Origin of the sequence: Roseibium sp. SCP15 (assembly GCF_040329435.1) — a bacterium.
Classification (GTDB): domain Bacteria; phylum Pseudomonadota; class Alphaproteobacteria; order Rhizobiales; family Stappiaceae; genus Roseibium.
The window spans coordinates 559,907-586,756 of record NZ_JBDZYI010000002.1; the positions used below are offsets into that span (position 1 = coordinate 559,907).

24 protein-coding genes are annotated in these 26,850 nt (G+C 57.0%); 9 read left to right on the forward strand and 15 right to left on the reverse strand.

Annotation, left to right across the window (positions count from 1 at the left end):
• Positions 1-37: 37 nt before the first annotated feature.
• Complete coding sequence (locus tag ABLO27_RS09965) at positions 38-385, reverse strand: BA14K family protein (protein ID WP_353032496.1); 348 nt, start codon at positions 383-385, stop codon at positions 38-40.
• A 559-nt stretch (positions 386-944) separates the two neighbouring features.
• Here ABLO27_RS09965 and ABLO27_RS09970 point away from each other — a divergent pair.
• Positions 945-1,157, forward strand: coding sequence for a cold-shock protein (locus ABLO27_RS09970; protein WP_141188395.1), 213 nt, complete (start codon positions 945-947; stop codon positions 1,155-1,157).
• Positions 1,158-1,280: 123 nt separating this feature from the next.
• On the opposite strand, the gene choV is transcribed toward ABLO27_RS09970, so the two are convergent.
• The 3 genes from choV to ABLO27_RS09985 form a co-directional block, all read right to left on the reverse strand.
• The gene (gene choV / locus ABLO27_RS09975; protein ID WP_353032498.1) at positions 1,281-2,324 is read right to left on the reverse strand and encodes a choline ABC transporter ATP-binding protein; all 1,044 of its coding nucleotides are present in this window, start codon (positions 2,322-2,324) and stop codon (positions 1,281-1,283) included.
• Positions 2,321-3,163 carry a choline ABC transporter permease subunit gene (choW, locus tag ABLO27_RS09980; RefSeq protein ID WP_353032500.1) on the reverse strand — a complete coding sequence of 281 codons (843 nt, stop codon included), beginning with the start codon at positions 3,161-3,163 and terminating at the stop codon, positions 2,321-2,323. Before choW ends, choV begins: the two co-directional genes overlap by 4 nt.
• A gap of 78 nt (positions 3,164-3,241) precedes the next feature.
• Positions 3,242-4,186 (reverse strand): choline ABC transporter substrate-binding protein, encoded by a 945-nt coding sequence (locus ABLO27_RS09985; protein ID WP_353032502.1) that lies wholly within the window; start codon positions 4,184-4,186, stop codon positions 3,242-3,244.
• A gap of 198 nt (positions 4,187-4,384) precedes the next feature.
• Between ABLO27_RS09985 and betI the strand changes: the two genes are divergently transcribed.
• The 4 genes from betI to ABLO27_RS10005 all read left to right on the forward strand — a co-directional run bounded on the left by betI (position 4,385) and on the right by ABLO27_RS10005 (position 9,600).
• Entirely contained in the window at positions 4,385-4,987 is a 603-nt protein-coding gene (gene betI / locus ABLO27_RS09990) for a transcriptional regulator BetI (protein ID WP_353032504.1), read from the forward strand.
• A gap of 18 nt (positions 4,988-5,005) precedes the next feature.
• Positions 5,006-6,664: a choline dehydrogenase gene (gene betA / locus ABLO27_RS09995; RefSeq protein ID WP_353032506.1), complete on the forward strand. Its 1,659-nt coding sequence runs from the start codon at positions 5,006-5,008 to the stop codon at positions 6,662-6,664.
• A 47-nt stretch (positions 6,665-6,711) separates the two neighbouring features.
• Positions 6,712-8,175 (forward strand): betaine-aldehyde dehydrogenase, encoded by a 1,464-nt coding sequence (gene betB / locus ABLO27_RS10000; protein ID WP_353032508.1) that lies wholly within the window; start codon positions 6,712-6,714, stop codon positions 8,173-8,175.
• 141 nt (positions 8,176-8,316) lie between these two features.
• The gene (locus ABLO27_RS10005) at positions 8,317-9,600 is read left to right on the forward strand and encodes an adenylate/guanylate cyclase domain-containing protein (protein ID WP_353032510.1); all 1,284 of its coding nucleotides are present in this window, start codon (positions 8,317-8,319) and stop codon (positions 9,598-9,600) included.
• A 90-nt stretch (positions 9,601-9,690) separates the two neighbouring features.
• Here the strand turns inward: ABLO27_RS10005 and hemP are convergent, their stop codons facing one another.
• The 4 genes from hemP to ABLO27_RS10025 form a co-directional block, all read right to left on the reverse strand.
• The gene (gene hemP, locus ABLO27_RS10010; protein ID WP_353032512.1) at positions 9,691-9,903 is read right to left on the reverse strand and encodes a hemin uptake protein HemP; all 213 of its coding nucleotides are present in this window, start codon (positions 9,901-9,903) and stop codon (positions 9,691-9,693) included.
• A 378-nt stretch (positions 9,904-10,281) separates the two neighbouring features.
• Positions 10,282-10,746, reverse strand: a complete 465-nt coding sequence (rirA, locus tag ABLO27_RS10015; RefSeq protein WP_353032514.1) for an iron-responsive transcriptional regulator RirA — start codon at positions 10,744-10,746, stop codon at positions 10,282-10,284.
• A gap of 192 nt (positions 10,747-10,938) precedes the next feature.
• A complete protein-coding gene (locus ABLO27_RS10020; RefSeq protein ID WP_353032516.1) occupies positions 10,939-11,997 on the reverse strand; it encodes a LacI family DNA-binding transcriptional regulator in 1,059 nt (352 codons plus the stop codon).
• 123 nt (positions 11,998-12,120) lie between these two features.
• Complete coding sequence (locus ABLO27_RS10025; RefSeq protein ID WP_353032518.1) at positions 12,121-13,299, reverse strand: NAD(P)/FAD-dependent oxidoreductase; 1,179 nt, start codon at positions 13,297-13,299, stop codon at positions 12,121-12,123.
• A 150-nt stretch (positions 13,300-13,449) separates the two neighbouring features.
• Here ABLO27_RS10025 and ABLO27_RS10030 point away from each other — a divergent pair, with 150 nt between their 5' ends.
• Positions 13,450-14,112 carry a non-canonical purine NTP pyrophosphatase gene (locus ABLO27_RS10030; protein WP_353032520.1) on the forward strand — a complete coding sequence of 221 codons (663 nt, stop codon included), beginning with the start codon at positions 13,450-13,452 and terminating at the stop codon, positions 14,110-14,112.
• 318 nt (positions 14,113-14,430) lie between these two features.
• Here the strand turns inward: ABLO27_RS10030 and ABLO27_RS10035 are convergent, their stop codons facing one another.
• From ABLO27_RS10035 to kynB, 6 genes are all read right to left on the reverse strand, one after another.
• Positions 14,431-15,636 (reverse strand): ABC transporter substrate-binding protein, encoded by a 1,206-nt coding sequence (locus ABLO27_RS10035; protein ID WP_353032521.1) that lies wholly within the window; start codon positions 15,634-15,636, stop codon positions 14,431-14,433.
• Between the two features lie 96 nt (positions 15,637-15,732).
• On the reverse strand, positions 15,733-16,695 hold the full coding sequence (locus ABLO27_RS10040; RefSeq protein WP_353032523.1) for a branched-chain amino acid ABC transporter permease: 963 nt from the start codon (positions 16,693-16,695) through the stop codon (positions 15,733-15,735).
• A 12-nt stretch (positions 16,696-16,707) separates the two neighbouring features.
• Complete coding sequence (locus ABLO27_RS10045) at positions 16,708-17,580, reverse strand: branched-chain amino acid ABC transporter permease (protein ID WP_353032524.1); 873 nt, start codon at positions 17,578-17,580, stop codon at positions 16,708-16,710.
• A gap of 5 nt (positions 17,581-17,585) precedes the next feature.
• The gene (locus ABLO27_RS10050; protein WP_353032526.1) at positions 17,586-18,293 is read right to left on the reverse strand and encodes an ABC transporter ATP-binding protein; all 708 of its coding nucleotides are present in this window, start codon (positions 18,291-18,293) and stop codon (positions 17,586-17,588) included.
• Positions 18,290-19,060, reverse strand: coding sequence for an ABC transporter ATP-binding protein (locus ABLO27_RS10055; protein ID WP_353032527.1), 771 nt, complete (start codon positions 19,058-19,060; stop codon positions 18,290-18,292). The genes ABLO27_RS10050 and ABLO27_RS10055 overlap by 4 nt, the downstream gene beginning before the upstream one ends.
• 73 nt (positions 19,061-19,133) lie before the next feature.
• On the reverse strand, positions 19,134-19,760 hold the full coding sequence (gene kynB, locus ABLO27_RS10060; RefSeq protein ID WP_353032528.1) for an arylformamidase: 627 nt from the start codon (positions 19,758-19,760) through the stop codon (positions 19,134-19,136).
• Positions 19,761-20,113: 353 nt separating this feature from the next.
• Between kynB and ABLO27_RS10065 the strand changes: the two genes are divergently transcribed.
• Positions 20,114-22,156 (forward strand): putative bifunctional diguanylate cyclase/phosphodiesterase, encoded by a 2,043-nt coding sequence (locus tag ABLO27_RS10065; protein WP_353032530.1) that lies wholly within the window; start codon positions 20,114-20,116, stop codon positions 22,154-22,156.
• Here ABLO27_RS10065 and kynU read toward each other — a convergent pair.
• Positions 22,149-23,369, reverse strand: coding sequence for a kynureninase (gene kynU / locus ABLO27_RS10070; RefSeq protein WP_353032531.1), 1,221 nt, complete (start codon positions 23,367-23,369; stop codon positions 22,149-22,151). The genes ABLO27_RS10065 and kynU overlap by 8 nt on opposite strands.
• A 253-nt stretch (positions 23,370-23,622) precedes the next feature.
• On the opposite strand from kynU, the gene ABLO27_RS10075 reads away from it, so the two are divergent.
• Both ABLO27_RS10075 and aspT read left to right on the forward strand, forming a co-directional pair.
• Positions 23,623-25,017: an L-serine ammonia-lyase gene (locus ABLO27_RS10075; RefSeq protein WP_353032533.1), complete on the forward strand. Its 1,395-nt coding sequence runs from the start codon at positions 23,623-23,625 to the stop codon at positions 25,015-25,017.
• Positions 25,018-25,133: 116 nt separating this feature from the next.
• Positions 25,134-26,843, forward strand: coding sequence for an aspartate-alanine antiporter (aspT, locus tag ABLO27_RS10080; protein ID WP_353032535.1), 1,710 nt, complete (start codon positions 25,134-25,136; stop codon positions 26,841-26,843).
• The last annotated feature ends 7 nt before the right edge of the window (positions 26,844-26,850 follow it).

Consider the following 26,850-nt stretch of genomic DNA (forward strand, 5'->3'; position numbering starts at 1 on the left):
CCGGATATCCCCTCTGAGGGGTGATTACGCCCCGGCGTTATTGGCAGAAACGGTACTGACCGGAATATGCCAAGAAGTAACCCGTGTTCGGATTGAAAGAGCGATATCTATTGCTGCAATACTGGTACCAGGCCGGCGTCCACGGGGCTGGACGATAGGTAACCACAGGAGCCGGCGCCGGCTGATAATAGACCGGAGGCGGCGGAGCAACGTATCGCGGCTGTGACAAGGCAGACCCGAGAATTGCACCGGCGGCAAGGCCGCTTACGACGCCGACGCCAACCTGCCAGCCTTCTGCCGCGTTTGCTGATTGGGTCTGCGTTGTCAATGCTGCGCCTGCGACGAGAGCCAGCGCGACGGATGTGTTAGCGAACTTCTTGTACATGACAGCGTTCCTTCGGTTTGATGAGGCGCTTGGCTCGCCCCCAGCTCATGAAAGGACATTAGCGCTGCCGTTTCCGGAGCTCTGTGACCGGGGTCACAAGGGAGCGCATTTGCCGTTTGTGCCGGTCCCATGGTCTCAATTGGGCGTTCCAAGAACGTGTCTGCGTGCCTCGGACCGCCTCAAGGGTCCTCCCGAAACACCGTATCCGAAGGTGAGTTTTCAAAACCCGCTTGGCCAAAGATTGAACGGAAAGCGGCCATTGTAAGATAATTCCATGTAAAAATTTCGGAGGGCGTGCGGAATTGCGGAGAATGTTTGGCAATTCAGCGTCTGAACGATCTTTCACTTGCCGAGCGGGCCGGTGGAACCTACATTAACCGCCATCGGCACGCGTTGTGCCGTACGGGACATGACGTAGACCCGGTTAGACTGACTTCGGCGGCTGCTCCATTAAGCGCCGCTCTGAATACCCAAGCTTTCCGTTTCTTATTGAGCTCTCGTTTATTCGCGCCTGCACCTTAGTCGGGCAAGCGCAACCAACTAACGGAAAGGTTTCTCCATGCGCGAGAACGGCACCATCAAATTCTTCAATCACGATCGCGGCTTCGGTTTCATCACGCCGGAAAATGGCGGCAAGGACGTTTTTGTCCATGTCACCGCTTTCGAGCAGGCAGGCATCGGAACGCCGGTTGAAGGCGCAAAGATCTCTTTCGTTGCTGAAGACGACCGTCGTGGCCGTGGCAAGCAGGCCGCGCAGCTCGAGCTGCTCTAATCAAAGACGTATTTTCCGCTCCAAAGCTGCTGAGGCTCGGTGCGACTAATGAAATTGAAACGGGGCCAATCGGCCCCGTTTTTTTGTTTCAGAAAATTTTCCTGCGGCTCCAAGCTTCTCTGACTAAAGCATGCAATCCAGAAGTTCGTTTTCGCCAATCACCCCTACAATCGCACCGTCCTTTTGAACCACGACCGGATCGGAACTGGTCTTTTTCAGCTTGGCCACATCGCGGATCGGCGTGTTGATCTCGCAGGTCAATCCGCTTGCGAGAGAACCTGGAAGGCTGCCGGGTGGAACCATGACGTCACGAGCACGTAGGACATTCAACGGGTTCATGTGACTGACAAAGTCCGCCACATAATCGTCGGCCGGGTTCTTGACGATTTCCTGAGGCGTGCCGAGCTGGATGACGCGTCCGCCTTCCATGATGGCGATGCGCGAACCGATCTTGGCAGCTTCGTCAAGATCATGGCTAACGAAGATGATTGTCCGGTTCAGTTCCTTTTGCAGGTCGAGCAACTCGTCCTGCAGCTTGTCGCGGATCAAGGGATCGAGTGCGGAGAACGGTTCGTCCATCAACAGGATCGGTGCGTCCGTAGCAAAGGCGCGCGCCAGACCGACACGCTGCTGCATGCCGCCTGAGAGCTCGTGAACGAATTTTTCGCCCCAACCGCTAAGCCCGACCAGCTTCAATTGCTCCTCGACCTTCGCAGCCCTGTCCTTCGGGGACATGCCGGCAAGCTCAAGCCCGAACCCGACATTTTCAGCAACCGTACGCCAGGGCAGCAGGCCGAACTGCTGAAACACCATGGCAATGCGATGGCGCCGCAATTCCCTGAGATCGTTTTCCGAACAGGTTTCCGGATTTACATACTGGTTGCCGTCGTGAACCTGCACTTCGCCCCGGATGACCGGATTCAGACCATTCACTGCCCGCAGCAGCGTCGATTTACCGGAACCTGAGAGACCCATCAACACCAGGACCTCACCTTCATGAATGTCGAAGGTGGCGCCTGCGACACCGAGGATCTGTCCGGTTTCTGCCTGGATTTCCTGCCGGGTCTTTCCGGCATCCATCATCGGCAGCGCGGATTGCGGGTCATCGCCGAAGACAATATCGACTTCCTTGAAGGAGACGACGGGTTGCTTGTCTGCGTCGCTCATCGCTTTCCTCCTTCTTCAGAACGGAAGAACCTGTCCAGGACGATGGCGATGAGGACGATGCAGACGCCAACCTCGAAGCCTTGCGCGATATTCACCGTGTTCAAGGCCCGTAGCGTGGGAACACCCAACCCGTCGGCGCCGACGAGGGCCGCAATCACGACCATCGACAGGGACAGCATGATTGTCTGCGTCAGTCCGGCCATGATCTGCGGCAATGCATAGGGAAGCTCGATCTTCCAAAGGAGCTGCGACTTGGTTGCTCCGAAGGCTTTTCCGGCCTCCAACAGAGCGACCGGTGTCGACGACACTCCGAGCTGGGTAAGCCTTATCGGGGCGGGAATTGCAAAGATCACTGTTGCGATCAGACCCGGAACCATACCCAGGCCAAACAGGATCAGAGCCGGGATCAGGTAGACGAATGTCGGGATCGTCTGCATGAGATCGAGAACCGGACGAAGACCGGCATAGAACCTGGGATGGTGAGCTGCAAGAACGCCAACCGGGATGCCAACCGCCATGCAGACCACCGACGCGGCAATCACAAGAGCCAACGTCTCGGTGGTTTCTTCCCAATAACCCTGATTTATGATCAGGAGCAACGCAAAGGCTACAAAGGCCGCGAAGGCAACGGTTCTGTGAACCGCATATCCAATCGCCACGGCGATCGCGACTATGATCAGCGGATGCGGCGTCTGTAGAAGCCAGAGAATACCGTCGATCATCGTTTCGAGGAAAATCGAGATGCCGTCAAATACCCAATAGGCATTTTCGGTCAACCAATCGACAAAGCTACGCGCCCAAGGGCCGATCGGCAGTTTGTGTTCTGTCAGCCAGTCCAACCCGCTGCTCCGGTTTTCTTATTTTGGAAAAAGTTGACGCCGGGCGGGAGCCCCGCACCGGCGTCATGTCTTTCAGCATTAGAGGCCGAGAGCGCCTTTCACGGCAGCGAAGGAGTCACCGCCATCGAAAGTCTTGACGCCGACCAACCAGTTTTCGAACGTGGCCGGGTGCTCCTTCAACCAGGCAGCAGCTGCCTTGTTCGGATCTTCGCCGTCGATCAGGATCGCACCCATGATCTCGTTTTCCATGGCGAGTGAGAACTCAAGGTTCTCAAGGAGCTTGCCGACATTCGGGCACTCGGTTGTGTAACCGGCGCGAACGTTGGTGTAGACCGTGGCACCACCGTAGTTCGGGCCGAAGATTTCGTCGCCACCTTCAAGATATGCCATCTTGAAGCTCGCGTTCATCGGATGCGGTTCCCAGCCAAGGAACACGATATCGTTTTCCCGCTTGTTGGCGCGAGCAACCTGAGCCAACATGCCCTGCTCGGAAGATTCCACAACTTCGAAGCCTTCGAGATCAAAAAGGTTCTGATCGATCATGCCGATGATGAGGCGGTTACCGTCATTGCCCGGCTCGATGCCGTAGATCTTGCCGTCGAGATCGTCGCGGAACTTCGCAATGTCCTGGAAAGACTTCAGGCCCTTGTCATAGGTGTATTGCGGCACTGCAAGGGTGTATTTGGCGCCTTCAAGGTTCGCACGGACGGTTTCAACAGAGCCGTCTTCCCGATAAGCCTTGATGTCACCTTCCATGGTCGGCATCCAGTTGCCGAGGAAGACGTCGATATCCTTGTTCTTCAGCGAAGCATAGGTCACCGGAACAGACAGGATCTTGACTTCCGGTTTGTAACCCAGCGCTTCCAGAACCACGGAAGTCGCAGCAGTTGTCGCCGTGATGTCCGTCCAGCCAACGTCAGAAAAACGAACGGTCTGACAGCTTTCCGCCTCGCTTGCCAATGCAGTACCGGACAACATCAGGCCAAGCGCCAGACCTCCAGCGATTTTCGCTGCAATATTCATGATTGTACCTCCTATGGAAAGTCTATCTTATTGTTTGATGCAGGGAGCGATTGAGTTCAGCTCAAGCAATACCGCTCTCTGTTCCCTCCGCCAACAGCCTGCCTAAAACCGATCCAAACATCCACGGTAAAAATTTGCAAGTTTTCATTGATTGATTGATCAATTAAAAATAATACGGAAGCAGTTCAGGAGATCGCCATGCCCAAAGTCGGAATGGAAGCGGAACGGCGGCGCAGCCTCATTCACGCGACAGTTGATGCAATTCATGAACGCGGATACAGCGACATTACGATGGCGCAGATCGCGAAACGCGCAGGTGTGTCCGGCGGACTCGTGCATCACTATTTCGGCTCGAAAGATCAATTGCTTGCAGCAACCATGCGCCACCTCCTGACGGAGCTGGGACGGGCCATCACTGAGGGTCTGGCGAAGGCGGAAACGCCGCGCGAACGCATCTCTGCGATCATTGCCGGCAACTTCTCGGTTGACCAGTTTCAGCCCGCCGTCATTGCGGCATGGCTTGCGTTTTACGTTCAATCGCGAACCACGAACAGCAATGGCCGCCTGCTGAAAATTTATGCAGCAAGACTTGCATCGAACCTGACATTCAACCTTCGCGCGTTCATGCCGAGAGAGGACGCACTCCGAATCGCGGAAGGCACGGCCTCCATGATTGACGGCGTCTGGATCCGGCAGGCCCTGAGCGACACGCATACGGACCGGCAGGCAGCCATTGCGATGGTCGAGGACTATGTCGAAACCCAAATTGCCGCCCACGCAGCAAAAACGAACAACAAATAATCCGCCTGGAGTGCATTCATGACCGACCAGTTCGACTTCATTATCGTGGGCGCAGGATCCGCTGGTTGCGCACTCGCCTACAGACTTTCCGAGGATCCGAAAAACCGGGTCCTGGTTCTGGAATTCGGCGGCACGGATGTCGGGCCGCTGATCCAGATGCCCGCAGCCCTCTCCTATCCGATGAACATGCCCCTTTACGACTGGGGGTTCGAGAGTGAGCCGGAGCCCTATCTCGGTGGCCGGCGGCTGGCCACACCGCGCGGCAAGGTGATCGGCGGTTCGTCTTCCATCAACGGCATGGTCTATGTGCGCGGACACGCCTGCGACTTCGACACATGGGAAGAAATGGGAGCCAGCGGCTGGGGCTACCGGCATGTCCTTCCCTACTACAAGCGTCAGGAACACAGCCATGGCGGACAGAACGGCTGGCGCGGCACAGATGGTCCTTTGCATGTTCAGCGCGGCACCAAATGGAACCCGCTCTTCAACGCCTTCAAGCATGCAGGTGAACAGGCGGGCTATGGTATAACCGCCGATTATAACGGTGAGCGCCAGGAAGGCTTCGGCGACATGGAGATGACGGTCCATAGAGGCCGCCGCTGGTCTGCCGCCAATGCATATCTGAAGCCGGCGCTGAAGCGCGGCAACATCGAACTGATCAAGGGAGCCCTCGTCCGCAAGGTGCTGATCGAAAACAGTCGTGCTGTCGGCGTTGAATTCGAGACCGGTGGCGAAATCCGGGAAGCCAGGGCAGCGCGGGAAGTCATCCTGTCCGCGTCATCCATCAACTCGCCGAAGATCCTGATGCAGTCCGGCATCGGCGCGGCGGATCACCTGAACGAGTTCGGCATCGAGGTCATTGCCGATCGTCCCGGTGTCGGCGCCAATCTTCAGGATCACCTGGAACTCTACCTGCAGCAGGCCTGCACCCAGCCGATCACATTGTTCAAGCACTGGAATCTGGTTTCCAAGGCTGTCATTGGCGCCCAGTGGCTGTTCTTCAAGCAGGGCCTCGGAGCGTCGAACCAGTTTGAGAGCTGCGCCTTTATCCGCTCCAAGGCGGGTATCAAGTATCCGGACATCCAGTATCACTTCCTGCCGTTCGCCGTGCGCTACGACGGCAAGGCAGCGGCTGAAGGGCATGGTTTCCAGGCGCATGTCGGGCCGATGCGCTCCAAGTCCCGCGGCCATGTCAAACTGACTTCGAACGACCCGCATGCAAAGCCCTCCATTCTCTTCAACTACATGTCGCATGAAGAAGATTGGGAGGACTTCCGGACCTGTATCCGTTTGACCAGAGAGATTTTCGGACAGGAAGCGTTCACACCCTATCGCGGCAAGGAAATTCAGCCAGGAAGTCACGTGCAAAGCGATGAAGACCTGAACGGCTTCATTCGGGAACACGTGGAGAGCGCCTACCACCCTTGCGGCACCTGCCGGATGGGAGCAAAAGACGACCCGATGGCGGTGGTCGACCCGGAATGCCGGGTGATCGGCGTCGACGGCCTTCGTGTCGCCGACAGCTCGATCTTTCCGCAGATCACCAATGGCAATTTGAATGCACCGTCGATTATGGTGGGAGAGAAAGCCTCCGACCATATTCTCGGAAGAGACCCGCTGCCGGCCTCCAATCAGGAACCATGGATCAATCCTGACTGGGAAAGCAGTCAGCGTTAAAAGAACACCGGACCAACCGGCCCAAGAGACTCGCAGGAGCCCTTCACATGCGCGCGCAACCGACAGCTTCGCACTTCATCGGCGGATCTTACCAGGAAAGCCAGAGCGGCACGCCGTTCGACTCCCTCTATCCGGCAACGGGTGAGGTCATCGCCCAGATTCACGCCGCCGACGATGCGATCATCGACGCGGCAATCCAGTCCGCGAAGGAAGGCCAAAAAATCTGGGCAGCCACCGCGCCGGCCGAACGCGGACGCCTATTGCGCAGAACGGCCGAGATCCTTCGCCAGAAAAACCACGAGCTGTCCGTTCTGGAAACTCTGGACACGGGCAAACCGCTGCAGGAAACCCTGATTGCCGATGCGGCCTCCGGTGCGGACTGCCTTGAATATTTCGGCGGACTGGCGGCAACGCTCACCGGCGAACATATCGAGTTGGGCGGCTCCTTCGCCTATACCAAGCGCGAACCGCTGGGTATCTGCTTCGGTATCGGCGCCTGGAACTATCCGATCCAGATCGCCTGCTGGAAGGCCGCTCCGGCGCTTGTCTGCGGAAACGCGATGATCTTCAAACCCTCAGAGGTTACTCCCCTGAGCGCGCTGAAACTCGCAGAAGCCTTGAAGGAAGCCGGGCTTCCGGACGGCGTCTTCAATGTCATCCAGGGATTTGGTGACGTCGGCGCTAAGATGGTCGCACATCCGGACATTGCCAAAATTTCCCTGACCGGCTCGGTTCCGACCGGCGCCAAGGTCGCAGCGCTTGCCGGGGAGCACCTGAAAAAGACGACCCTTGAGCTCGGTGGCAAGTCTCCGCTGATCGTCTTTGAAGACGCCGATATCGAAAATGCGGTTTCAGCAGCGATCAACGCCAATTTCTATTCCACCGGTCAGATCTGTTCGAACGGAACCCGGGTGTTCGTTCACAAGGACATAAAGGAACAGTTTGTCGCCCGTCTGGCGGAACGCACTGCCAATGCCGTGCTCGGCGACCCGCTTGACGAGACGACCAACATAGGTCCGCTGGTCTCCAAACAGCAGCTGGACAAGGTTCTCCACTACATGCAGGTGGGCCAGGACGAGGGCGCACGCCTGGTCTGCGGCGGTGGTTCGGCGACGGTCGACAGCTTCCCCGATGGCTTCTTCGTCCAGCCGACGGTGTTCGCCGATGTCACCGACAACATGCGCATTGCGCGTGAAGAAATTTTCGGCCCTGTGCTGAGCGTTCTCGACTTTGATGATGAAGCCGACGTTGTTGCCCGCGCCAATGATACCGAATTCGGTCTGGCTGCCGGTGTCTTCACCAAGGACATTCAGCGCGCGCATCGCGTGATCGACCAGCTGCAGGCGGGTACGTGCTGGATCAACACCTATAATCTCACACCCATCGAGATGCCTTTCGGCGGCTACAAGAAATCCGGTATCGGCCGTGAAAACGGACATGCGGCGATTGAGTATTACAGTCAGATCAAGAGCGTCTACGTGGAAATGGGCGGCGTCGAAGCCGCATTCTGATTTCGTTCCCGTTTGATCACGGCAGGTGCCGGCCAAATGGCCGGGACCTGCCTTTTTCTTTGGTCAATCCAATCCAACGGATTGAACTTCGCGCCCGTTCGACCAGATTAGGGTTAGGTCCATCTTTTATCTGGAGATCGCATGAACCGGCACGTGCTTGATCCTGCACCGCGCAGTTATGTCAACAACATCTACCTGCTCGCCCGCTCCAATCGAGGCCCGGCATGTGCTCCGGCAGACCAGAGCCTGGAAGACGTACATGACTGGCTGCTGCATGACGCGACGCGTATCGACAATGTCATGCTGATGTTTGAAGAGTTCATGTGGCGTTGCAAGGCCGCGGAGCTTGGCATTGACCGGTGCACATTGCATGTCGGAACGCTGCACCCCCGAGTGGTCGGATTTTCCTGGGTCTGGAACAGTCAGGATCAATTGTGCGACGAGATCGCCGCCGATGCCAACGCACTCAACCAGGCTTCGTTCACCCGCAATCCGCTCTACAGGGTGATGAAGGAAGGCGAGACCATCAAGGCCAACCTTGAAAGCGAGGAAGGCAGAAATTCCGCACCCTTGATGGCAGAGCTCGCAGAGCAGGGTTACACGGCCTATGCCGCAATGCCTCTGAGTGCGTCCGGTGAGATGCGCAATGCCATGACCTTTGCGACAAGGCGTCCGGGCGGCTTTCCAACCGTCGACAAGGACCGGATCCGATCCCTGATCGATCTGCTCGCGTTACACGTCGAACGTCACATCGTTCAGCGGATCGCGCGGACCGTGGCAGATACCTATCTCGGCCCGATCGCCGGTCAACGCGTTCTGGACGGCGAAATCAAACGTGGCGACGGCGAAGCCATCAAGGCGGTGGTTTTCATGTCCGACATGCGGGGATTTACACAACTTGCCGACCGCCTGAGCGGACCGGAAGTCACTGCAATCCTGAATGCCTATTTTGATCGCGTTTCTTCCGCCGTTCTGGATCATGGTGGCGATATCCTGAAATTCATGGGAGATGGCGTTCTGGCAGTTTTCGATCAGCAGGCTCTTGGAGAAACGGCTGCTGCAAATGCTGCCGTGAATGCGTCCAAAGCCGCTCTTGCGGCAATAGATGCGCTGAATGACACGCCACCTGACGGCCTGCCGGATCCGACATTCTGGCAACCGCTCAAGATCGGAATCGGCCTCCATCGCGGCGAAGTATTCTTCGGAAATGTGGGCGGAGAGGAGCGTCTGGACTTTACGGTTATCGGCCGGGCTGTGAACGAAACGAGCCGGGTGGAGTCACTGTGCAAGCCTCTTGGACGTGAACTGCTCTTGACGGCACCCGTGAGAGAGGCCCTTTCGGGCGACCTGCAGACTAATCTCAATGCGATGGGCGATCACGCCCTACGCGGTGTTGGAAAGCCTGTGGCCATCTTTGCAGCCTGAGTGCTGCCTTCTCGGGAGCATCTTCAAAGGGCGGGTTGATCACCTGCCCTTTTTGTTTTCATACGCAAAATCAAAAAATCTTCTGCAAGTCTATTTCGTCAGAATCAGTTTGCCCTGTTTGGTAATCGACAGACGGTAGGTCTCCTCGTTGTGGAGAATCTGGATCTGACGCAGGCCGGAAAAGAGCTCACGAGAATCAAATTCGGTTTTCTGGTCCTTCGGCTTGCTGGCAAACGCCTGACGAACACGTCCTGCAGGTGCGATGGAAAGGCGGCGCTTTTGGCTGTTGGCGGTGAGTGTCATACGCGCAATCGGTCCCTGGCCTTCAGTTTTGCGCTCCCGTGGAAAGGGCAAATGGGAGCGTCCAGTTAAGAACAATTAAAAGGTGAGTTTCTTACTCAACTTTATACTTGACACTCATACTCAAGTTTTCCTATCAAGGCAATGCCTGATCGAAACAGAACTGGAAATCGCGTCCTCTGGTTTTGAATTAGACAGGGCCTCCGGGAAACCGGAGGTAACAAATGCCAGGCAAGCCAACCGCCCTCTCCTCTCCCTCAGCGGCAAGCCAGCCCGGCCTTTAATCAGAAAAGTGCGCCCAACCGGATTTCAGAATCCGGGCAAAGAAAAAGGCGCCGACCAAATGGTGACGCCTTTCAAACTCTATCGAAGATCCGGATATTAAGCGTTCGCTGCAATCGGCGTTTCAGTCGCGTCAATCTTCAACAGATCGCGCATTCCGAACCGGTCTTCGGAAAGATCCGCGATCGACTTGGTGTCGAGCACGTCCATGAACGCTTCCAGCGCTTCATGCAAGATGCCATTGAAGCCGCAGGACATGATCAGCGGGCAGTCCTTACGGCCGGAATCAAAGCATTCGGCCAGAAGGAAACTTTCTTCAGCAGCCCGCACCACCTGACCCACAGAAATATCTTCCGCAGGCCGCGCGAGCATGACGCCACCGTTACGGCCACGAATGGTCTTGATCAGATCAGCGTCGACCAGAACCTTCATGATCTTGAACAGGTGCGTTTCGGACATCTCGAAGCTGGCAGCGATTTCCGCAACCTTGCTCGGTTTGTCCGGGTTCACAGCGCAATACATAAGCGCGCGAACCGCATAGTTTGTCTGTTGTGTCAAGCGCATGCACTAGATATGCGGTGCGCTGTCGCAAAGGTCAATCTAAAATTTGAATGTGGGACGCGACTTTTCGGCTCACTTGTCGAATTTCGGCCCGTTCGGTACAAAATCTGGCTTCTCAGGCTCACCGAGGCGTCCAGTTTCACAGCCCAAGCAGAATGGCAGCATCTCCGTGGCACCAATTTCCTAGGGTGTCGTCTATTCCCTGGGTCCACCGATGGCCGCGAGTTCCGGCAGGTTATCCTTCAGAAAAACGTCGATACCGATTCGTTCCTGATCATCGATAATCGGAGCGCCGTCGCAAAGTGCCTTGAGAACACGGATTGCACTGCGGACCTCATGACCGGGATCCTGCGCGATCACGGCGTCCAGAACGTTCGCAGTCAGCGCCTCACGGGTATACGGCGTCAGTTCATGACCGACAAAGACAATGTCGCCTGCCCGCCTGGAGCCGGTCAGCGCCGCAATCGTGCCCCTGTTACCAGCGCCAATATTGTAAAGTCCCGCCAGATCGGGGTGATCGGTCAGGAGCTTTTTGACCAGATCCGAATTGCGGGCGTTGTCATCCCTGCCTTCACGAACCTTCAAGAGCTCAAGATGCGGAAAGTCCCGCTCGATCACTTCGCGGCAGCCGGCAAAGCGATCAGCGTGATCCCGAAGGCCAAGCGAACCTGCAATGAGCCCGATCTTGGCTTTATGCCTTGGCAGGAAACGCCCAAGAAGACGGCCGGCGGTTCGCCCGGCAGCCACATTGTCGATGCCGACGAAATGCTGACGGGCGGAGGATGGATGGTCTGAAACCAGCGTGACGACCGGTACGCCACGATCCTGCAGCCGGTCTATCGCTGCCCGCACTTCCGGAAACGCTGGCGCGACCACCGCCACACCGTCGCAAACCGAGCGATCCAGGATTGCCAACGTTCCTGCCACCCTGTGACCGTCAAATGCATCAATGGGTTCCACATGCACATGCATGCGATCACCGCTCATGGTCTGGGCATGTGACATCGCTTCCCGGGTCAAATCCTCCATGAAGGCGTTCGGCCCGTTGGGAATGAGGAAGTGCAGGCGATAGACGCGTTTCTTGGCCAGTCCCGCAGCAAACACGTCCGGCTTGTAATTCAGGGTCTCGGCGGCTTTTTTCACCTTTTCGATGGTGACCTTGCGCACGCCCGGGCGTCCATTCATCACTCTGTCGACCGTCGCCAGACTGACACCGGCTGCTTCAGCCACGTCATGGATCGTCACACGCCGCATGCGCTCCCCCGTCAAGGCCGGCTCTTGTTGCGGCCGGATCGGGAGCAGTATAGCCACGTATGAGGTGCGGTCATCAAAAAATGTTGCAGCGCATAAAAATAAACCGCCTAAGCGACGAGCTGACTAGACGACCTGTCCTGCGGCATGTCCGGAAGACCAGGCCCACTGGAAGTTGAAGCCGCCGAGATGGCCGGTCACATCCACGGCTTCACCGATGAAATAAAGGCCCGGGACCCTGCTTGCCTCCATGGTCTTGGAAGACAGCTCCCTGGTGTCGACACCGCCAAGCGTCACTTCCGCTGTCCGGTAGCCTTCCGTGCCGACCGGTGTCAATTGCCAGCGGTTGAGCTGTTCGGCTGCCCGGCGCAGCACCTTGTCCGATTGATCGGCCAGCCGCCCTTTCAGCTTGAAGGCCTGGGACAACGCTTCCGCGAGCCGATTTGGCAGCAATTGACCAAGCGCTGTCTTCAGATCCTGTTTCGGCGTTTCCTGCCGGGCTGAGCGCAAGGTTTCGAAGACATCCGCTTCAGGTGCCAGATTGACCGATATCGGTTTGCCTTCCTGCCAGTACGAGGAAATCTGCAGGATCGACGGCCCGGACAGACCGCGGTGTGTGAACAGCAAGCCCTCCCGAAAGGTCGTTTTCTGGAACGACACCTTGGCATCGACCGAGACACCGGAAAGCGAGCTGCATAATTCCTTGTTAGCATCTGAGAATGTCAGCGGCACAAGAGCAGCGCGCGGTGTGACAAGGCTCAGATCGAATTGCTTTGCCAGCTCATAGGCAAATCCGGTCGCCCCCATTTTCGGGATCGACGGTCCACCGGTTGCCACAACCAGTGACTTTGCCCGCAACGATCCTTTCGACGTTGCCACGGAAAAACGATCGTCCGGTTTGCTGACAGCTTTGATCTCGGTTTCCAGCTGCAACGTTCCGCCAGCGGCCTCGAGTTCACCCAGCAGCATCTGGATGATGTCCTTGGCACTTTCGTCGCAAAAGAGCTGACCAAGTGTCTTCTCATGCCAGGGAATGCGATGAGCCTCCACCAGCTTCAAAAAGTCCTGCTGCGTGTAGCGCTTCAACGCGGAAACGCAAAAGCGCGGGTTCTGCGACAGGAAGTTTGCTGGCGAGCAGTGAAGATTGGTGAAGTTGCAGCGTCCGCCGCCGGAAATGCGGATCTTGTCCGCGGGCCGTTTGGCATGGTCGATGACCAGCACACTGCGACCGCGCTTTCCCGCCTCAATCGCACACATCAAACCGGCAGCCCCGCCGCCGAGAATTAGAACATCCAGATCACGCATGGGCGGGCTTATACAGGGTTTCAGATTGCGAGACAGAGAAATTGTCCACCACCACCAATCTTTAACGCAATATCACGACTGCCAACTTCCGGTAATTCTTTCACAGTATTCAAGTGTCAGAAGATACACCGTTTCCAGTCAGGGGTTTTTATGCCAACTTCCAACGCCATTCCGAGCGATGTCTTTTCTGCAAAGTTGTCAATTGGCACGTCCCTGGTCTTGGCTACACACAATGCCAACAAGATCGCAGCACTCAGAGAAGCGCTGCAAAATACACCAGTGGAAATCAAGACTGCGAAGGATTTAGATTTGGGAAGCCCTGCGGAGACCGGGTCAACGGTTCTTGAAAACGCCCTGATCAAGGCAAGAGCGGTCGCGTATCAAAGCGGCCATCCGTCAATAAGCGATGACAGCGGTTTCTGCATTTCGGCTCTTGATGATCTGCCTGGCGCTGCAGCGATCGATTGGGCAGGACCGAACGGCGACTACAATCTTGCGATTGAACGTATCGGAAAAATGCTCTCGGAAAGAAACATTGTGTCGAGCCCTGCCCGCTTTGTGACCTGTATCGCCCTTGCGCTTCCGGACGGCACCGCAATTGCAGAACAAGGCGCCACCGTCGGAAATCTCGTCTGGCCGCCACGCGGCGACACAGAGGGATACCTTTCGGTTTTTGCTCTGCCAGAAGAAACCGAGACGCTGGCGGTAAAAATGGCTGGGCAGAGCGCTGGTGAAACGCATCGAATTGCCGCCTACCAGCATAGAAAACCTGCTACTCGCCGATTGATGGATCGGGTTCGAATCTTGGGTTAGGCAGGTTTCACAATCCAGGTTTTTGTTGAGTTCTCGCCCCTTGCCGTCATTCCGGACAAGGGCAGCCAGGCTGCACGTTGATCCGGGATCCAGATGTCAGCGTGAGCACAGCGAACGCCCTCTTTCATGAGAGGCGGCCGCGCTTTCAGCGCGAATTTCATCTGGATACCCGTTCGGGCCGGGCACAGGTTCCGGGTCGGCGTTCGGCTCTCGCCTCACTGGCCCGGAATGACGATCACTCGTTCAACGAGCACAAAAAACCGGCGGCCCTTTCGAACCGCCGGTTTCCGTGGAAACTTCTTCTTGAGAAGAAGAAGATTACTTCATTTCGGTGATGACTTCAAAGCCGTCGGAGCCGACTTCGAACAGGGCGTAGGTGCCCGGTACGTCGCCTTTGGCGTCGAAGTTATGCTCACCTGCCGCGCCCTTGTAGTCGATGGCGGTGCCGGCTGCGATCAGCTCTTTCGCCTTCTTCCACTCGCCCGGACGGATCGGCTCACCGTCGCCGTTGGAGACTTCCATCATGGCAGCTGCAACGTCTTCCTTCTTGCCACCTGCCTTTTCTACGGCCAGCGCCAGCAGGAAGGCAGCGTCATAGGAAGTGTTGGCGAAGATCGCATCCGGGTCACCGCCAACGCCTTTGAAGGCATCGTTGAACAGGGTGAGGGATTCGGATTTCGCACCAACCGGAGAAGACGCAACGAAGCCGCTGAGGTTTTCAGCACCAAGTTCGTTGATCACCGCGTCGGACTTCATGCCGTCACCGCCAACGAATTTTTCGAAGAAGCCATTTTCCAGAGCCTGACGCAGGATGGTGAGGCCGGTGCCATCGCCATAGTCGAAGATGACCAGCGTGTCGGCGCCGCCCTTGGCCAGCTCAGCCAGGTTCGAACGGTAGGAAGCCTTGCCTTCTTCATGCGCTGCGAACTGGGTGATTTCACCACCGAGCTCATCGACATACTCAGCCTTGAACGCATTCGCCAGACCGGTGCCGTAGTCGTTGTTGAGGTAAGCGACCGCAACCTTGCCGTAGCCCTGGTCCTTCATGGTACGAGCCAGCGCGCGGCCCTGGTAGTCATCAGAGGGAACGGTGCGGAACACGGTGCCCTTGTCTTCCAGGTTGGAGATTTCCGGGGACGTGCCGGACGGCGTGATCAGCGTGATGCCTGCCGGGATGGTCACGGAACCGGCTGCGGCCAGAACAGCGCCGGAGCAATGCGGGCCAACAACGCCAACAACACCTTCGATGTTCACGGCCTTGGTTGCCGCATCGGTGCCGCCTTGCGGGTTACAGGCACTGTCGCCCACAACGCCGACCAGGTTCTCACCCGCGCCGATACCACCTTGCTCGTTGACCTGCTGAACAGCCAGCTGAGCAGCGTCGATCATGGCAGGTGCCATTGCTGCGATCGGGCCGGAGACACCACCGAGCAGACCGATCTTGACGTCAGCCTTGGCCGGAACGGATGCCAGTGCAGTCGCAGTCATCAAACCGGCAGCAAGCGCAAACAATTTGGTTTTCATCAAAGTACCTCCTCAATTATCCGGTCTTTGCCGGGTCTTTTGGATTTTCGGCTCCCACACTCATAGGTTAAGTGAGGGCCCCGGGGAACGGGCCTTTTAGTGGTCCGCACCGGATTTTGTCTGCCGCTGGTCTCCCCGAAGAGGTTCGGGGAGAAGTCCCTCGGGCCTGAACCGCAGAACAAGCTGCAACATCAGGCCGATAAGGAACAAGCGGATGTATTTTGCCTGAACCGCATATTCATGCGGAAGCCGGTCAGTTGCAATCTCTGAAACGGACCAAATGATCCAGACGACCGCCGCGCCCAAGATCGCGCCACGGTTGTTTCCGGACCCACCCAGAATGAGCATGATCCAGACAAGGAACGTTGCCACCATCGGATCGATGGCTTCAGGCGTGATCGAACGGTTGAAGTGAGCAAACAGCGCGCCGCTCAGGCCCATCAGGGCAGAGCCGAAAATGAACGCCTCCAGGCGACGGAACTCGACGTCCTTGCCCATTGCGTTTGCGGCGTTTTCATTGTCGCGGATCGCCCGCATCATCCGGCCCCATGGCGCATTGAACTGGCGCTCGACCAGAACGTAGGCAGCAATGAGCACCGCAAGCACGATGATCAGATAGGCGATCTGTGATTCCATGTAGCCGAGGTCACCGGCCGGACGCGGAATTCGCGAGATGCCGCGGGCCGCATTGGTGAGCGCCGGTTCCGACTTGATCACCAGGCGGATGATTTCGGCAATGCCAATGGATGCGATAGCCAGATAGTCGGACCGGAAACGCAGACAGATCTTGCCGATTGGCCAGGCGACGAGAGCTGCCGCCAGCATTGCGCCGATCCAGCCGATGACGAAATGAAGCTCGAAACCGCCGATACGTCCTTCCACGGCTGGTGATGACAGGATGGCGGAGGTATAGGCACCCACCGCGAAAAAGCCTGCAATACCTGCGTTGAAGAGGCCGGCGAAGCCCCATTGAATGTTGAGCCCCAGCGCCAGCAGCGCATAGATGCCGATGAAGATCGCCATGAAGAGGGCGTAGTTGACGAGACCAAGGAGTTCCATCTTGCTCTCCCCTTAAAGAACCTTGCCCTTGAGCAGCCCGGTCGGGCGCACAAGCAGCATGAACAGCAGAATGGCAAAGGCCATGGCAGCCTTGTACTCGCTCGGGAGCACAAGGACCGAAAGTTCCTCGGCGACACCAACGATCAGACCCCCGAGCACGGCGCCTTCGACACGGCCGACGCCACCCAGGATCGCCGCGGCGAACATCGGCAACAGCATGTGCCAACCCATCATGGACTTCAGCTCGGTATTGTAACCGAGGAAGAATCCGGAGGCCGCGCAAAGGCCGCCGGCAATGATCCAGGTCAGCATGACAACCTTCTTGTTATCGATGCCGGAGAGCAGCGCCAGGTTCGGATTGTCGGACATGGCGCGCATGGCCTTGCCCCATTTGGACCTGGTGAGGAACAGCTGAAGACCGCCGACCAGAATGACCATGGCGAAGATCGTATAGAGTTCACGATCGCGGATACGAATACCGAAATAGTCTTCCGGGCGGACAATGCCGCGCGAATAGGTCTGTGTGTCCACACCCCAGACCACCTGGACAACGGCGCGGACCATCAGGGCGATACCCAGTGACGCCATCACCGTGACAATCTTGGGTCGCTCACGCAAGTGATTGTAGAAGACCTTGTCGATGCCGACCGCCACTGCCGCGGTTGCGATGATTGCGATCGGCAAAGCTATGAGCGGTGAAAAACCCAGGCTCGTGACAACGGCCAGCGCTATGAACGCACCGAGTGTCGCCAGATCGCCATGGGCCAGATGGGCATATCTCAGGATCGCGAAGATCAAGGTGATGCCGACGGCGCCGAAGGCGTAAATGGAGCCGAGCACAATGCCCGGCACGACGTAGAAATTTATGAGATCGAGGAAATCCATACCGATCAGCCCCCCAGAAACATTTCGGCGACTTCACGGTCGGCCAGAAGTTCGGCCCCGGTGCCTTCATGACGGTTCTTGCCGGCAGCAAGCACGTAGCCCCTGTCGGCAAAGGCAAGTGCCTGCTTGGCGTGCTGCTCCACAAGAAGGATTGCAACACCGGTATCGCGGACATCCCGGCAGATCTGGAAGATCTGTTCCATGTATTTCGGCGACAGGCCGGCAGTCGGCTCGTCCAGCAGCAGCAGCTTGGGATCGAGCATCAGCGCCCGCCCCATGGCGACCATCTGGCGTTGTCCGCCGGATAGGCTGCCAGCCATCGTCTTGCGCCGCTCCTTCAGATCAGGAAACAGCGTGTAGATCCGGTCATAAGCGGCAGAAAGGTCGCCCTTCTTGAGAAACCCGCCCATTTCCAGGTTCTCCTGGATCGACATTTCCCGGAAGATATTGTCGACCTGCGGCACATAGCAGATGCCGCGCTGAACGATGCGGTTCGGTGCCCAGCCGGTGATATCATCGCCGTCAAACAGCATCTTGCCGCCGCGGATGGTCAAGAGACCGAAGACGGACTTCATTGCGGTGGACTTGCCGGCTCCGTTCGGGCCGACAATCACGACGATCTCGTCCTGATCCACATGCATGGAGACATCCTGAAGGATGTCAGCTTCGCCATAACCGCCAGTGAGATTGTCCATGGACAGAAGAGCACTCATGCCGCATCTCCCGTGGTTTCACCGAGATAGGCTTCGAGCACCTGCGGATTGGAGCGAACCGTCTGGAAATCGCCTTCGATCAACACTTTACCTTCCGCCATGCAAACGACCGGATCGCACAGCTTTTCGATCATTTCCATATCGTGTTCGATCAGAATGAACGTGTAGCCGCGTTCCTTGTTCAGGATCTCGATCTTGGTTTCCAGCTTGCGCAGCAGCGTCCGGTTGACGCCCGCCGCCGGTTCGTCAAGCAAAACGAGCTTGGCATCGGTCATCATCGTCCGGCCAAGTTCCAGAAGCTTCTTCTGGCCGCCGGAAAGGTTGCCTGCCCGCTCGTGTGCGACGTGAGTGAGTTCCAGAAACTCAAGCGTCTCGTAGGCGCGCCTCTCGACATCCTTTTCAGCGGACTTGACCTTGCTCCAGGCGAACCAGTTGGCAAAAAGACTTTCACCAGGCTGGGACGGCGGCACCATCATCAGGTTTTCAAGAGCTGTCAGCTTGTGAAATTCGTGAGGGATCTGGAATGTTCGCACCAGGCCTTTGTGAAACAGCTGGTGACTGGCGAGACTGGTGACGTCTTCGCCCATGAACCGGATTTTGCCGCTGGTTGGATGTAATGCCCCGGCAATCAAGTTGAATAATGTGGTTTTTCCAGCCCCGTTGGGCCCAATCAACCCGGTGATACTGTTTTCTTCGACGCGGAACGAGCAGCCATTCACCGCTCTGAACCCGCTAAAATCCATAACGAGCTGATCAAGCTCCAGCATTCTAGCTCCTTGCCGCTCCCCACAGCGGTCTTTCTTATTTCGTTGGCCGCAGCTTTCCCGTTTGCCAGGTTTGTCAGAACGGACGCAAAATGGCCCGAACCGGCGCAGCATCTAGCCCTTCTAACTTCATTGGCAGCGCAATCAACTCATAATCACCGGGTTCCACCGCAGAAAGGGCAAGATTTTCCAGAATTCGGAGATCCCGGGAACGGGCAATCTCATGACTAGGTAGTTTTTCGGAGTTTTCACGATCCACAGACGGTACATCTACCCCCACAAGTTTGACGCCGCGATCCGCCAGAAACGACATCGCCTCGGGCGACACCGCCCTGTAGCCTGCAGGCCAGACGACAGGGTCAATCTCCTCTTCCAGCCGAAGCAGAACCCGCGGTGGGCAGTCGTTCAAGAAAGCCTCCAGATCTTTGGGTGAGCACATCCCTTCCGGTCCGCGCGCATCAATCACCCTGGCCGGGCCGACAAAGTCGGCCAGGTCAAGCTGATCAATGGACGCTCCGTTCTTGTCATAGTGCAAGGGTGCATCAGCATGTGCTCCGCAATGACAGGACATCGAGAACTCGCCGACATTGACAGGACAGTCATCGGAAATCTCGCAAGTTCTGGCGGTTTTGTACGGTGCGTCGCCCGGATAGACGGCGATGCCGGCACGAACCGGAGGCGTAATATCGATTATGGATGTCATTCCGTCTGCCCCTGAAAACCGGACTTGTCAGCAAGCAAATCACGACCGGACAGCAAAAGCAAAGCCGAACGGAACCGTCTCTATTCGCGCGATAACCATAAGTATTTTTTACAATAAAACATAAAGATACCCCCAACATCTCAACAGGAAAGAAAACTAATCAAGACACATTCAGGGAACTTTTAAGGACTTTGTTGAAAATACCAAGTTCATGGATAAAATTGCAGGTATTAACCGGAAAGAACTTCTGCGTAACCGCGCTTGTGCGCCGCTATTTTCATTCACACTTCAATCTCTAGACATTTTTGGAGAAAAAACTGTCGGATAGTCCCCATATATCAAGCGAATTCGAGGTGGATGAGGATCTGTTGTGCGTGGGCATTGCCGAAAGCATGGTGGACCTGAAACTCGTCGCGTCCGTTTATGATCGCCTGGACACCGCAGTCTGGATATTCGACTTCGATCACCAGCGGTTTCTGTGGGCCAACAGAAAGACGCTCGAAATTATGGATGCTCCATCATTGCAAGAGCTTCAGTCGCGCGATCTGTCCGCCGACATGTCGCCTTCCGTTGCAAAGCGACTACATCAGTACCGGCAGGACTTTTGCAAACAGGATGTAAGTTTTTCGGAGATCTGGACGCTTTATCCAAAAGGAAAGCCGAAAGTTCTGCAGATCATGATGAGCGGCATCCGGCTCAACGACGGTCGCATGGCACTGTTGTGCGAGGCTCACGAGCACCACGAACAGCAACCCGAAACGCTCCGCAGCGCGGAAGCACTCCTGCACACGACCGTGATGATTTCCCTGTTTTCAAAAGACGGCAAACCGCTTTACCGCAACACGGCGGCACGCGCGGCCTGCCTTTCTCACGAGACCCGCTTTACCGAACAGTTCACCGATCCGAAGATCGGACGGAAACTGCTTGATCAGGTCGAAATCGAGCGATCTTCGAAACTCGTCGCCAGTGTCATGACAAATTCCGGCAAACGCTGGCATGAACTGACTGTCAGCACCTGCCACGACGCGGCGACCGGACAGCCGGCCTATCTGGTCAGCGAAATCGACGTTACCGAGCTTCATGAAACCAAGGAGCGCGCCCAGTACCTTGCCAGCCACGACACGCTGACCGGACTGTCGAACCGGACCTATCTGAAGGAACGTCTTACCCAGATCATGAAGGCTGCGCTCGACAGGGGGCAGACGGCAACGCTCTATCTTGTTGACCTGGACGATTTCAAACTGGTCAACGATTCCCTTGGTCACGCAGCCGGCGACCTGCTGCTTCAACTGGTTGCCGCCAAGCTGAAGGATCTGTCGGGTTCAGGCGATGTGGTCGCACGTCTGGGCGGCGACGAATTCCTGATCTGTCATCTTGAAAAGGAAGGCTCTGCGAGTCCGGACTGGTTCGGCCAATCCCTCCTGCAGGCCTTTTCAACGCCCCAGATCATTGATGGCAAATCGAAATATGTCGGGCTTAGCATCGGCTACGCGCATTACCCGGAAGACGGCATCAGGATCGACCAGCTGATGCGGCATGCCGACCTGGCACTCTACCGGGCCAAATCCAATACCAAGAACAAGTGCGTTCGCTATCACGACCGGATGAAACAGCTGCGCGAGGAGCACCTTGCGATCAGAAAGGATCTTGAGCAGGCCATCCGGGAATACGAGTTCGTTCTCCACTTCCAACCCATCGCGTTCACGGGAAACGACCGGGTCGTCTCCGCCGAAGCCCTGATCAGGTGGCAGCACCCCGAGCGCGGTCTCGTTCGACCGGACCAGTTTGTTCCGATTGCCGAGGAAACGGGGCTGATAAACGACATCGGTTCGTGGGTCAGCCTGCAGGTGGCCCATATGCAGGCACGCCTGCAGCGGCAGAAGCTTGATGTCTCGTTGTCGCTCAACGTTTCGCCGAGGCAACTTTCCGATCCGCAGTTCGTGCCGCTCATGCGCTCGCTGCCGCAGGAGACGGGATGCGATCCCAGCAAGATTTCCCTTGAAATCACAGAAACCGTTCTGCTTGGGGACATTCCCAATGCCAGGGAAACCTTGTCATTGTTGAAGGAAACCGGATACCGGATCGTCATTGACGATTTCGGAACCGGATATTCCAATCTCGCCTATCTGCACAACTACCCGATCGATGGCATCAAGATCGATCGGATGTTCATGGAAGACATCACCTCGGGCGGAGAAATCGTCAAGCTGATCCTGTCTCTGGCCAAGGCTCTTGGTGCTGATGTGATCGCCGAAGGCGTTGAGACTATCGAGCAACGGTCCTGGCTCTCACAGAATGGCTGCAACCAATACCAGGGCTACCTCTATTCGAAGCCGGTTTCCGAGGAACGATTCCTCTCTATGCTGAAGACGCAAGTGGAAATCGCCGCTATGTGACCTTTGCCCGGGTCTTGAACTCCGGACGGTTCCAACTTTCCGTTTCAAGAATGTCAGCGAGTATCGCAACCGCATCCACGATGTCCTGATGCGACAGGTAAAGCGGCGTAAAGCCGAAGCGCATCACGTCTGGAGCGCGGAAATCCCCGATCACGCCTCGTGCGATCAGTGCCTGCATCGCCGCGTATCCTTCCTCAAACCGGAACGAAACCTGGCTGCCACGCTGGTTCGGATCGCGGGGGCTTGCCAGCGTCAATTGCGGGCATTTTGCCTCGACTTCCGAAATGAACAGTTCACTCAGCGAAATCGACTTCCGGCGAATGTCGGCCATGTCGACATCCTCAAAGACGTCGAGTGCTGCATGCAGGCTGGACAAGGCGAGGATTGCCGGCGTTCCCACCGTCATTCTGTTGACGCCGTGAACCGGACGATAATCCAGGTCGAAGGCGAAAGGTGCCTCGTGCCCCATCCATCCGGTCAGAGGTGAGGTCACCTTGTCCTGATGCGCTTCGGCGACATAAAGGAAGGCTGGCGCTCCCGGCCCGCCATTCAGGTATTTGTAGCCGCAACCCACTGCAAAATCGGCCTTTGCCCCTGCAAGGTCTACCTCGATGGCACCGGCGGAATGGGCAAGATCCCAGATTGCCAGAGCGCCTGCCTCATGCGCCTTGCGGGTCAGCTCCGCCATGTTGTGAACGCGCCCGGTCCGATAGTCGACCTGGGTCAGCATCATCACCGCGACCTGATCATCAATCGCGTCTTCGACCTCCTCCGGCGCAACGACCTTCAACTCGTGCCCCCGTCCCAGAAGCTCCTTGAGACCCGAGGCGACATAAAGATCGGTCGGGAAGTTGCCATTGTCGGACAGAATGACCTTGCGATCCGGGCGCAGGGAAAGCGCTGCCGAAAGAACCTTGAAGACATTGACAGAAGTGCTGTCGCAAGCGACGACCGTTCCGGCAGGGGCACCGATCAAACGGCCGATCCGATCTCCGGTCCGCCCCGGCAGGTCGATCCAGCTGTGCGTGTTCCACGCCCGGATGAGACTGGTCCCCCACTCGTGCCTGACGACCTCGGCAATGCGATCCGGAACATGGGCAGGCAAAACGCCGAGCGAGTTGCCATCCAGATAAATGACGCCCTCGGGTATCTGAAACGCTGCCTTCTTTGCGGCCAGGACATCATTCAGGTCGGACGGATGCTGCACGGTCATTGGAAACTCTTACGCCGGATAGGGAATTCTGAAAGGAGGCCGCACGCTATCAAAGGGCTCCGCGTCAAACAACCTCTTCCAGGTTGCTCCTGGCGATACAAGCGGAAGTTTCGAAAGGGACCGCATCGATCCCGGCATGTCGCAAATGACACAAAATTGCTCGTTTGAGCGCCGGAACGCGATACGCAAACCGGTAGCTTGATCGGCTAGCGGCAATGACGCCGGTACAGTTGAGACAAGCGGTCCAGATCAGATGTTCATCAGCGTCTTCGATATCTTCAAAATCGGCATCGGCCCTTCCAGCTCCCATACAGTCGGCCCCATGGTGGCCGTTCACCGATATCTGGACCGGTTGCGCGGTCTCGCCGGAGCGGAAAAGCAGGCCACACGCCTGACGGTCACATTGCATGGCTCGCTTGCATTCACCGGCAAGGGCCACGCAACAGACAAGGCTGTCTGTCTGGGTCTGCTCGGTGCAAAACCGGATACGCTCGACCCGGACCGTGTCGAACCGATGCTCGACGATTTGCGGCAATCCGGAAGGCTCAAGATACCCGGCCTGCCGGAACTCCAGTTCGATCCGGACATGGATGTCATTTTCGACTATGGACCGGCTCTGCCGCTTCACGCCAATGGCATGACCTTCCATCTTCTGGATTCAGCAGGCGCTGTCATCGACACCTTTGTCTACTACTCGATCGGCGGCGGTTTCGTGGTCAGCGAAGCCGAGCTGCGCAAAACGACAAACGAACCCGTCAACGAACTTGCGATCCAGCAAGTCCCCTACCCTTTCGCATCGGCAAAACAGATGCTGGAGATGGGTGAGGAAGCGGAGCTTTCCATTGCCGAAATGAAGCTTTGCAACGAATGCTGCGCAAAGCCTCAGGACGAGGTTGAAGCCGGCATCGATACCCTTTGGTCCGCCATGGATTCCTGCATCAACCGCGGCATCTCGCAGACGGGCATTCTTCCGGGCGGTCTCAAGGTAAAACGGCGTGCCGCCGAAATTTACCAGAAACTGATCCGCGAAGGGCGCAGCAATCCGTTGTTCGAACACACGGTTGTCGACTGGCTTGGCGTCTACGCCATGGCGGTGAATGAGGAAAATGCTGCTGGCGGGCGCGTTGTTACGGCTCCCACCAATGGGGCGGCGGGCGTCATCCCGGCCGTTACCCGGTACTATCTTGACCATTGCCCCGGTGCGGATCAGACCGGCATCAGAACGTTTCTGCTCACCGCCGCAGCCGTCGGCGGCATCATCAAGGCCAATGCCTCCATCTCAGGCGCGGAAGTCGGCTGTCAGGGTGAAGTCGGGTCCGCATCGGCGATGGCCGCCGCAGGTCTTTGCGCCGCGCTTGGCGGCACCAATGCACAGATCGAAAATGCTGCGGAAATCGCCCTGGAACATCACCTTGGCATGACCTGCGACCCGATTGCAGGACTGGTTCAGGTCCCGTGCATCGAGCGCAACGCTCTCGGTGCGGTCAAGGCGGTGACCGCCGCGTCCCTGGCTCTTCGTGGCGACGGCTCGCATTTCGTCCCCCTGGATGGCTGCATCGAGACCATGCGCCAAACCGGTATGGACATGATGGAACAATACAAGGAGACCTCGAAGGGTGGCCTCGCAGTGAACATCGTCGAATGCTAAACTTCTGAGATATCGTCTCTTTCGCCGCCAGAGCTTGCCGCAGCGTAAAATTAGCGCAATAGTTGCTCCCGACCATTGACTGAACCGTCTCTTGCACGAGGTCTGGGAGGGCACGAATGGAATTTCTTCAATGGCTGGCGTCGCAATCGGCGCTGGTGTTTCTCTTTGTTGCTGTTGCTTTAGGTTATTTTGCGGGCAAACTGAAAATCGGAAATTTCGTGCTCGGCGGCATCGCCGGCACGCTGATTGTCGGGGTCATTCTCGGCCAGGTCGGTGTCACCATCGATACCGCAGTCAAGGACGTCTTCTTCGCCCTGTTCATCTACGCGGTCGGTTATCAGGGCGGACCGCAATTCTTTCAAGCGCTTTCCCTCAAGTCCCTGAACCAGTTGCTGTCGGCAGGCGTCATGTGCGTACTCGGACTGCTGACGGTCCTGGCATTTGCATGGGGTTTTGACCTTGACCGCGGCACCGCGGCCGGTCTGGCTGCCGGTGGCCTCACCCAATCCGCGATCATCGGAACTGCCGGAGAGACCATTCAAAAGCTGAGTGTTTCCAGCGATCTGAAGTCAGTGATGGAAACCAACATCGCAGTTGGTTACGCGGTCTGTTACATCTTCGGCTCCATTGGCCCGATCATCATGGTCACCTGGTTCTTTCCAACAATCATGCGATGGGACATTCGCAAGGAAGCCATTAAGCTCGCCGAAAAAATGTCCGGCGGCTCGACGGCACTGGAACCGGGTCAATTCAATGCAGCACAACGGATCGACACCCGTTTTTTCGAATTGAAGGCGGACAGTGAGTGGATCGGACAGGCAATCGCGAAACTGGATACGGCTTTTGACAATCTTGCCGTCGAGGCCATTCTGCGATCCGGTCAGGAAGTCGATCTGAACGGTAGCGATGTTCTTAAGGCCGGGGATGTTGTTGCGCTTACGGGATTGGTCAACGCACTGGAAGTCCAACCAAACAGTTGGGGCACCGAAACTCAGGCACCAACCGGCTACCGGCTAGTCCTCGAAAACCGAGACATCGTTCTTACCAATCCCGACTATGCCGGCAACAAGTTGCAGGGCATCCACGACCACACGAAGTCGAATGCCTTGCGTGACGTCTTCGTCACGGGTGTCCGCCGCATGGGACGCAACCTGCCGCTTTTGCCGGATCTCGAGATCCACAAGGGCGATGAGCTGCAGCTGACGGGCAGCCCGCACGATCTGAACCAGGTTCAAAAAGCAATCGGTTATCCAATAAGCGCTGCAGCCGTGACGGACTTCATCTTCTTCGGGATCGGAATGACGCTCGGTCTGCTGCTTGGGCTGATCGAGTTCAAGATCGGTGGCGTTCCCGTCACGGTTGGCAGCGGTGGAGGTTGCCTGCTTTCCGGACTGCTCTTCGGCTGGCTGCGCAGCACACATCCCAGATATGCCGCGTTGCCGACGGGTGCGGTCAACTTCCTTCGCGATTTCGGCCTTGCCGTCTTTGTTGGTGTCGTCGGAATCAGCGCCGGTCCTCAGGTACTCACCACCCTTCAGGAGCAAGGTCTAAGCCTGTTCCTGTTCGGTATTGGCGTGACACTCATTCCGCAGGTGATCGGGTTCTACTTTTCCTATTACGTCCTGCGTATCCAAAACCCGATCGAAGCCCTTGCCTGCGTGGCTGGTGGCAGGAGTGCAAATCCAGCTTTCGCCGCGCTTCTGGGCAAGGCTGGCAACGCCACACCAGTCGTCACCTTCACAGTGACATACGCGGTGGCAAACGTGTTGCTTACCTTGTGGGGCCCTCTGATTGTCGGCCTCGTTTCAACCAATCCGGCACAATGATTTTTTA